The following is a 6,527-nucleotide window of genomic DNA, read 5'->3' as shown; positions in this document are numbered from 1 at the left end:
CTTAGCGATGATCCGTATCATGGTTAGGCGTTTGGCATAAAATTTAACTCTCTCCTGACTTTTCAAACATCCTCTTAGACTCCGCAAACAAATAGATAATAGTTGAAACATCGATCGTGGGCACTGTCCACCCTACTAACTTATGAAATATGGTTTGGCACTGCACACGAGCAGCCCAGCATTAGGGCTGGCAATTGGTAGTAATGCAGATGATGTCCGCTGCCAAACCTGGGATTTAGGACGAGAAACTTCTAATTATCTCCATCCCTACCTTCGCGATTTTCTGTCTCCCCAAATGTGGCAAGACTTGGGCTGGATCGCTACAGCTAGCGGCCCTGGAGGGTTTACGGGTACGCGGCTGGGAGTCGTGACAGCACGGACATTAGGGCAACAGTTAGATTTACCTGTATTTACTATTTCTAGTTTAGCGGCGATCGCTTGGCAAATACCACAAGTTGGCGTGGTGGCGATTTCGATGCCCGCGCAACGTGGTGAGGTATTTGGAGCTATTTATCGGCGCAGTGTAGATCGGCAGGAGTTGACGACTGTTGTTGCCGATAAAGTATTTTCATTAGCAGATTGGGATACCCAGCTAGCCGAAGTGCCGCCCATTCATCACGAAATCGTCCCGCAATCGGCTAATTTGGCGGAGACCGTGCGGGGGGTGATTGCGTTGGCGCGGATGGCTTACGATCGCAAAGAGCGTCCCCAGTGGGCGGAAGCATTACCTTTTTACGGGCAACATCCAGTAATTAGGGGAGTACCGACAGATTATCAGTAAGCGATTTAGCTTGCATTATCTTTGCACCGATCGTCAAAAGTCGATAGCTTGCGACAACATGGCTTGTGGTTGGTTATCTATTTATCGATGCTTAGGGGTATGAGAGAATAGTGCTTAGTTGAAATCGCCCTCAAATGAATTTGGGGCTGAGAGCACAAGTTCACTGAAGTGAACTGGAAGATTTTTACTTTTAAACTTTGTAAAGTATAATTTTATTCCCATTACCATAATAAAAACACCCCAGCGTTGCAAATAGCTAGGGTGGATTAATATTTAAACAGAAAAGGTTCTTAGTTCGCCACGCGAACTTTCGCTCTTAGCCCCAAATTCATTTGAGGGCGGGTACCAACTAAGCACTAGAAAGTTAAGTGAATGAGATCGATCGCTAAAATTATCTACTTATATTCAGCACCAGTAACCACTTTCCCTCGAAACACCACATAGTTGTAAATGTTGTAGAAGATCATAATTGGAATCAATACCCCAATAAATGTCAACATAAATACCAAAGCACTAGGCGAAGCCGCAGCCTGATAAATCGTGATTTGGGTCGGAATTACATAGGGGAAGATAATTAAACCTAAACCGATGAAGCTAAGAAAGAAAAGCAAAATTGTCCAGACAAATGGTGTGACTTCTTCTTGCTTATCGATACTTCTAATCAGCAAGTAAACCAATAACAACCCTAGGACTGGAATCGCTGCAAATATGTAGATCATCGGTGCTGAAAATAATCGTACCCGCGTTGTCTCGTAAAAGACGGGTGTGACGATCGTAATTAAAACCGCACCGATAAATGTCGTAATAGTAGCAATTTTGGCAGTTCGATAGTGAGTTTTTTGCAATTCCCCTTCGGTTTTCAAGATCAGATAGGTCGAGCCGATCAAGACATAACCTTGAATGAGAGTCAAAGCCACGAGAATCGATCGCCAATCCAGCCAATCCCAAGTCGTACCAGCAAAATGACCCGCCGCATCGACTGTAATTCCTTCGATCGTGCTACCGAGTGCGAAACCTTGACCTAGAGCAGCCAGAAAACTACCCAAACCAAAGGCATAATTCCAGAACAATTTGTTAGTGGAATGTTCGCGAAATTCAAAGGCTACTGCTCGAAACACCAGCCCGAAAATCATCATGAAGATGGGGATATATAAGGCAGTGAGAATTGTATTGTATGCTAATGGAAATGCTCCGAATAAAGCACCAGCCATCACGACCAGCCAGGTTTCATTGGCATCCCAAATATTCCCCAAACTAGTCATCAATAGGCCGCGTCGTTCTTCATCGGAGCTAGTGAGTGAGAGAATGCCCACCCCCAAATCGAAGCCATCTAACATCACATACAAGAACAAAAACAAGCCCAAAATCACGAACCAAACCTGCGGTAGAAAATGTAATAATGCGTCCATGAAAACTCCTTCAAGACCTTTGGAAAAAGCTAGCGATTGAAATCGCCGCTTATGTTGCAAAGTCCGCCTACGCGGACTAATCTGTTAGTCCGCGTAGGCGGACTTTGCATTCCGAGCAGCGACGCGCGCTCGTCGGGTTTCCCGACGGTTTAGCGCGTCAAGATAGCGGTTTCTAACCGCTGAGGTTAAAATAATTAATCTCCTACTGTTGCGCTTCGATCGGTCGGCGATCGGGTACTGATTCGGCGGGTTCGGGATTAATTACAAATAGACCATCATTACCAGGGATTGGTAACTCCAGATTCGGCCCTTCACCGATAATCCGACTGCCAAAGTAAAGCGTCGTCACGAACAAGATCGAGTAGACAACCATAAAGAAAATTAAGGAGGTCAAAACATTATTTGGCGGGACATTGGAGACACCATCTACCGTGCGAATGCGATCGTAAAGTACCCACGGTTGGCGACCCACGCAGCGCACGACCCAACCAGCTTCGATCGCAATATAGCCCAAAGGTGCCGAAAACATCCACAAGCGCATCAGCCACTTTTGCGCGCCAATCTTGTCGGGTGAGAGATTGCCCCGATACCACTCAATAACATTCCACAGCATCACTGCTGCCAAAAAGAAGCCGATGGCGATCATCACTCGGAAGGAGTAATAAATCAATCCGACCATTTTGGGACGATCTTGGCGTTCCCATTCATTCAGTCCCGGTACGGGTACCGACAGATTTTTGCGAAACTCTAAAATATAACCCAAGCCGTTGGGAATCGTCAGTTCCCACGAGTTGCGGTTGTTCGCTTCGTCAGGAATTGCTAGCAAGCTCCAGTCGGCTGGCTGACCCGCTGGACTGCTCTCCCACTTAGATTCCATCGCCGCGAGCTTTGTCGGTTGATAATAAGCCACCTGCTCGGCACTGAGGTGTCCGGCATAAATTTGAATCGGCGCAACGGCAATTGTTGTGGCGAGGATAATTTTAAGAGAGCGACTAAAAAAGGCAGTATGGCGGTCTTTAAGGATATACCATGCACTAATGCCGCCAATCATAAATAGCGATGTCTCTAACGTCGCCAAGAACATGTGAGCGACACTTTTGACCATAAATGGATTCAAAATCGCCTGAAAATAATCGCTCACGACAAACTTTCCATTCACCATTGCTCCGCCAGCGGGAGTTTGCAGCCAAGAATTAGCCGAAAGAATCCAGAAGATCGACAGGTTGGCACCAAAAGCCACCATGATGGTTGCTATGTAGTGAATTGGTGGCGCAACTCGTCCCCAACCAAAAATCATAATCCCTAAAAAACCAGCTTCGAGCATAAAGGCCATCGAAGCTTCAAACCCTAACACGCTGCCAAAAAAATCTCCGACAGCTTCGGACAGTGGCCCCCAGTTAGTACCAAATTGAAACTCTAATGGCAGTCCAGTAGCGACCCCAATCCCAAAGTTCAAGATATACAGCTTCGACCAAAAGCGGATGTGATGGTAATAATCCGGGTCGCGGGTCTTGAGCCACAGTCCTTCGATAATGACTAGATAGATGGACATCCCTGTTGTCAAAACAGGCCACAGCATATGAAAAATGGCTGTAAAAGCAAACTGCATTCGCGAGAGGGCGACGGTATTTGAAAAAATATCCATGTCTGACCTGCTATTTGGTTTGAATTTTCATTTGACCTAGTTTAATGATAGTCACTTTCGCGCTGGAAAAGCTCGATCGAGCCAATTTAATATGCACATTTATGTCCATTCGTCAACCGTAACACCCGTCGGTCGATCGGGAAATTGTATAAACCGTAGGTTGGGTAGAGCAAAGCGAAACCCAACAACCCCACCAGAGTTATCAAGGTCGATCGTCGGAGGTGATGGTGTGAATTTTGTGATATGCCAGCCCTCAGTGGGTGTAATTTGCAATATGCTGTGATGAGAGGCTGCTTCTTTCGCGCAAGCTTTACTGATTGTGATTGGAGATTCGGTCGAATTATTGGAGCCTACTTTGATGAAATGATTTTCGAGCGGTGCGATCTCAGAGACGGAAAATGGCGCATTGGCAACTCTTTCGATCCCTATGCTGGTAACAGTGGGGGAAGAATAAACTTCCCCATTGGGTTCATAGATACCTTGAACGAGGAAATTTTCTCTGACTTTTGTACGCAGTTCAACACACTCATACACAAAATTGACAGGAACTTGACTAGTTCTGATGATTCCATTCCCTTCTAGAGAAACGTAGAAATCTAGGGTTGGCGATGCCAACTCTTTTAATGCGAACAGACAAACTAACCGCTCGACTCTTTTGTTCGATCGATATTGATGATGTTGGGTTTCGCGTTGCTCTACCCAACCTACGGATGTTGGTGGTGTTGAGATTCGCAATGTGGGTTGAACTGTGTGCGATGTGTGTCGATCGATTGTCCATTTTGGCTGACATCGATTCGCGCCGTCACTGACTTAGCAATATTGTATACTTCGCGAGTAGTCGCCGCCCGAACTGGCTGGGCGATCCAGATCCCTAAGGTGGCTGTGGCTAATAAAATAATTAGTTTCATCGCAGTTGGCACTAAATATACAAAATCTCGATCGCATAGCAAAATTAGTACGGTCGTGGGGAATGCTAGAATTGAGCTTAGGTATCAATTGTATCTAAATGTCGAGACTCGATCGCTCATCTCCCTGGAGCAGAGTACAATCTACGTTTAGATCGAGCAACAATTACTAGGTGTTCGCTATGGAAGAATGGCAAAACGAAATCGCCGCCGCGTTCAAAGATTTAACCGCGCTGTTTGATGAATTTGGTCGCGAACTCACAGAATTCGTTGAAGAAGTTGCCACCGAAGCTCAGGAAATCCTCACTTTACAATGGGACGAACTGAAAGAAGTGCTGACCGAAATGTGGCAAGACATCGAATTAGAATTTGAAGAACCCAGCGTAATGAATTGGGATATGCCCGTATATACTAAACCCATGCCAGATCCCGCAACACATCCGGCTTGTGTGGGCTGTATCAACTATAATGGGACTGTCTATGGTGGCAATTTATTAGTTTGCGGCATCTATCCTTATGGTTGCAATAGCGATACCTGCGCCGATTGGGAAGGTGACAACGATCTCAACTAGTTAGGTTATCATAGCCAGATTAGATCTGTAGAACTAACATCTTCATAACTTAATCGATTCTCAACAATTTTCTCTCATGCCGATATTTATGGTCGAGACATTGCCCTAACATAAATATCGGTATCGACAAGAAATAGCGGTCATCGAATTATTCGATCGCAATTCATATCCTCAGCCTTTATCGATAACTATTCACTCAATTACATGACTCAGGCGCATCCAGAATCAGCTACGACCCCCAGCGAAATGAAATATGGGGAACGCGAAATCATTAATGGTCAACTGATTACTTTTCCCAATCCCCGGATTGGGAGACGTTACAACGTCGATATCAGTTTGCCAGAATTTACTTGTAAATGTCCCTTTTCTGGTTATCCTGATTTTGCAACCATCGGGATTATTTATGTACCAGACCAAAAGGTCGTCGAACTTAAAGCATTGAAACTATATATTAATAGCTACCGCGATCGCTATATTTCCCATGAAGAAGCTGCCAATCAAATCTTAGATGATTTTGTCAGCATAGCCGACCCACACCAGATTACGGTTAGAGCTGATTTTTCACCGCGTGGCAACGTTCACATGATTGTCGAAGTCAAACATGAGAAGTAGGGTTTAGGTATTTATTAGGCTTTAGGCTTTAGGCTTTAATTAGGTTCATAAATTGTAACGAGCAAATCCAAAATCCAAAACCGGATTACTTTTCGGGTGTTTGACAGTATTGAGTCAGTCCTGTCGCGAGATCGCGTTCGGGGCTGAAAATATTGTTGGATTTTTTCAATTCTTCATGAACTTTGGTAGATTTGCGTTCTTTGAGGCTAACTATCAATTGTTTGTTAATCTCGGTACCGCCTTGATACATCGATAAAAACTGACTTTTATAGGTCTTGAGTTTTTCATCATCAGTATTTACCGAACTCATATCCTTGGCTGCTCTAGCAAAAACATCGACTAGTTTTTCGACAATTTGCACGTCTAAAGTCGTGCCAGACTTGGTAGTTTCTTTGGTATCAACCACGGTTTGATTGATTACTTTAATCATGTCAGCGCACTGAGACACTTTAGTACTAGTACAGCTTGTCACCAAAAAACTAGCGGCGATCGTCATGGCAAGAGTTGTCACCTGTTGCATTTTAAAAGATTTCATTTACCCTACCTCTCATCACACAACACATCTTAGCTTATTTAGCCAAGCTGTTAAGCACGATCTAGATA

Annotated in this window: 8 protein-coding genes; 3 read left to right on the top strand and 5 right to left on the bottom strand. The window is 44.7% G+C overall.

The window, feature by feature from the left end:
- Positions 1–142 precede the first annotated feature (142 nt).
- On the top strand, positions 143–781 hold the full coding sequence (gene tsaB, locus C7B77_RS21120) for a tRNA (adenosine(37)-N6)-threonylcarbamoyltransferase complex dimerization subunit type 1 TsaB (protein ID WP_106309474.1): 639 nt from the start codon (positions 143–145) through the stop codon (positions 779–781).
- A 395-nt stretch (positions 782–1,176) separates the two neighbouring features.
- Here tsaB and cydB read toward each other — a convergent pair whose 3' ends face one another.
- From cydB to C7B77_RS21100, 4 genes are all read right to left on the bottom strand, one after another.
- Positions 1,177–2,190 (bottom strand): cytochrome d ubiquinol oxidase subunit II, encoded by a 1,014-nt coding sequence (cydB, locus tag C7B77_RS21115; RefSeq protein ID WP_106309472.1) that lies wholly within the window; start codon positions 2,188–2,190, stop codon positions 1,177–1,179.
- Positions 2,191–2,392: 202 nt separating this feature from the next.
- Positions 2,393–3,835 (bottom strand): cytochrome ubiquinol oxidase subunit I, encoded by a 1,443-nt coding sequence (locus tag C7B77_RS21110; RefSeq protein WP_106309469.1) that lies wholly within the window; start codon positions 3,833–3,835, stop codon positions 2,393–2,395.
- A 99-nt stretch (positions 3,836–3,934) separates the two neighbouring features.
- Complete coding sequence (locus C7B77_RS21105; protein ID WP_106309466.1) at positions 3,935–4,570, bottom strand: hypothetical protein; 636 nt, start codon at positions 4,568–4,570, stop codon at positions 3,935–3,937.
- Positions 4,540–4,743: a hypothetical protein gene (locus C7B77_RS21100; RefSeq protein ID WP_106309463.1), complete on the bottom strand. Its 204-nt coding sequence runs from the start codon at positions 4,741–4,743 to the stop codon at positions 4,540–4,542. The genes C7B77_RS21105 and C7B77_RS21100 overlap by 31 nt, the downstream gene beginning before the upstream one ends.
- 179 nt (positions 4,744–4,922) lie before the next feature.
- Here C7B77_RS21100 and C7B77_RS21095 point away from each other — a divergent pair, with 179 nt between their 5' ends.
- Together C7B77_RS21095 and queF are read left to right on the top strand one after the other, a co-directional pair.
- Positions 4,923–5,312, top strand: a complete 390-nt coding sequence (locus tag C7B77_RS21095; RefSeq protein WP_106309460.1) for an OmpH family outer membrane protein — start codon at positions 4,923–4,925, stop codon at positions 5,310–5,312.
- 204 nt (positions 5,313–5,516) lie between these two features.
- Positions 5,517–5,924: a preQ(1) synthase gene (queF, locus tag C7B77_RS21090; protein WP_106309457.1), complete on the top strand. Its 408-nt coding sequence runs from the start codon at positions 5,517–5,519 to the stop codon at positions 5,922–5,924.
- An 85-nt stretch (positions 5,925–6,009) separates the two neighbouring features.
- Here the strand turns inward: queF and C7B77_RS21085 are convergent, their stop codons facing one another.
- The gene (locus tag C7B77_RS21085) at positions 6,010–6,459 is read right to left on the bottom strand and encodes a hypothetical protein (protein WP_146138430.1); all 450 of its coding nucleotides are present in this window, start codon (positions 6,457–6,459) and stop codon (positions 6,010–6,012) included.
- Between the last annotated feature and the right edge of the window lie 68 nt (positions 6,460–6,527).

Source organism: Chamaesiphon polymorphus CCALA 037 (assembly GCF_003003845.1).
GTDB classification, from domain to species: domain Bacteria; phylum Cyanobacteriota; class Cyanobacteriia; order Cyanobacteriales; family Chamaesiphonaceae; genus Chamaesiphon; species Chamaesiphon polymorphus.
The sequence above is the reverse complement of the archived record's forward strand: the minus strand, read 5'-3'. Positions and strand labels throughout refer to the sequence as shown.

Excerpts from the sequence above, each read along its gene's own strand:
- tsaB (WP_106309474.1), top strand. The coding sequence starts at position 143 with ATGAAATATGGTTTGGCACTGCACACGAGCAGCCCAGCATTAGGGCTG.
- cydB (WP_106309472.1), bottom strand. The coding sequence starts at position 2,190 with ATGGACGCATTATTACATTTTCTACCGCAGGTTTGGTTCGTGATTTTG.
- C7B77_RS21110 (WP_106309469.1), bottom strand. The coding sequence starts at position 3,835 with ATGGATATTTTTTCAAATACCGTCGCCCTCTCGCGAATGCAGTTTGCT.
- C7B77_RS21100 (WP_106309463.1), bottom strand. The coding sequence starts at position 4,743 with ATGAAACTAATTATTTTATTAGCCACAGCCACCTTAGGGATCTGGATC.
- C7B77_RS21095 (WP_106309460.1), top strand. The coding sequence starts at position 4,923 with ATGGAAGAATGGCAAAACGAAATCGCCGCCGCGTTCAAAGATTTAACC.
- queF (WP_106309457.1), top strand. The coding sequence starts at position 5,517 with ATGACTCAGGCGCATCCAGAATCAGCTACGACCCCCAGCGAAATGAAA.
- C7B77_RS21085 (WP_146138430.1), bottom strand. The coding sequence starts at position 6,459 with ATGAAATCTTTTAAAATGCAACAGGTGACAACTCTTGCCATGACGATC.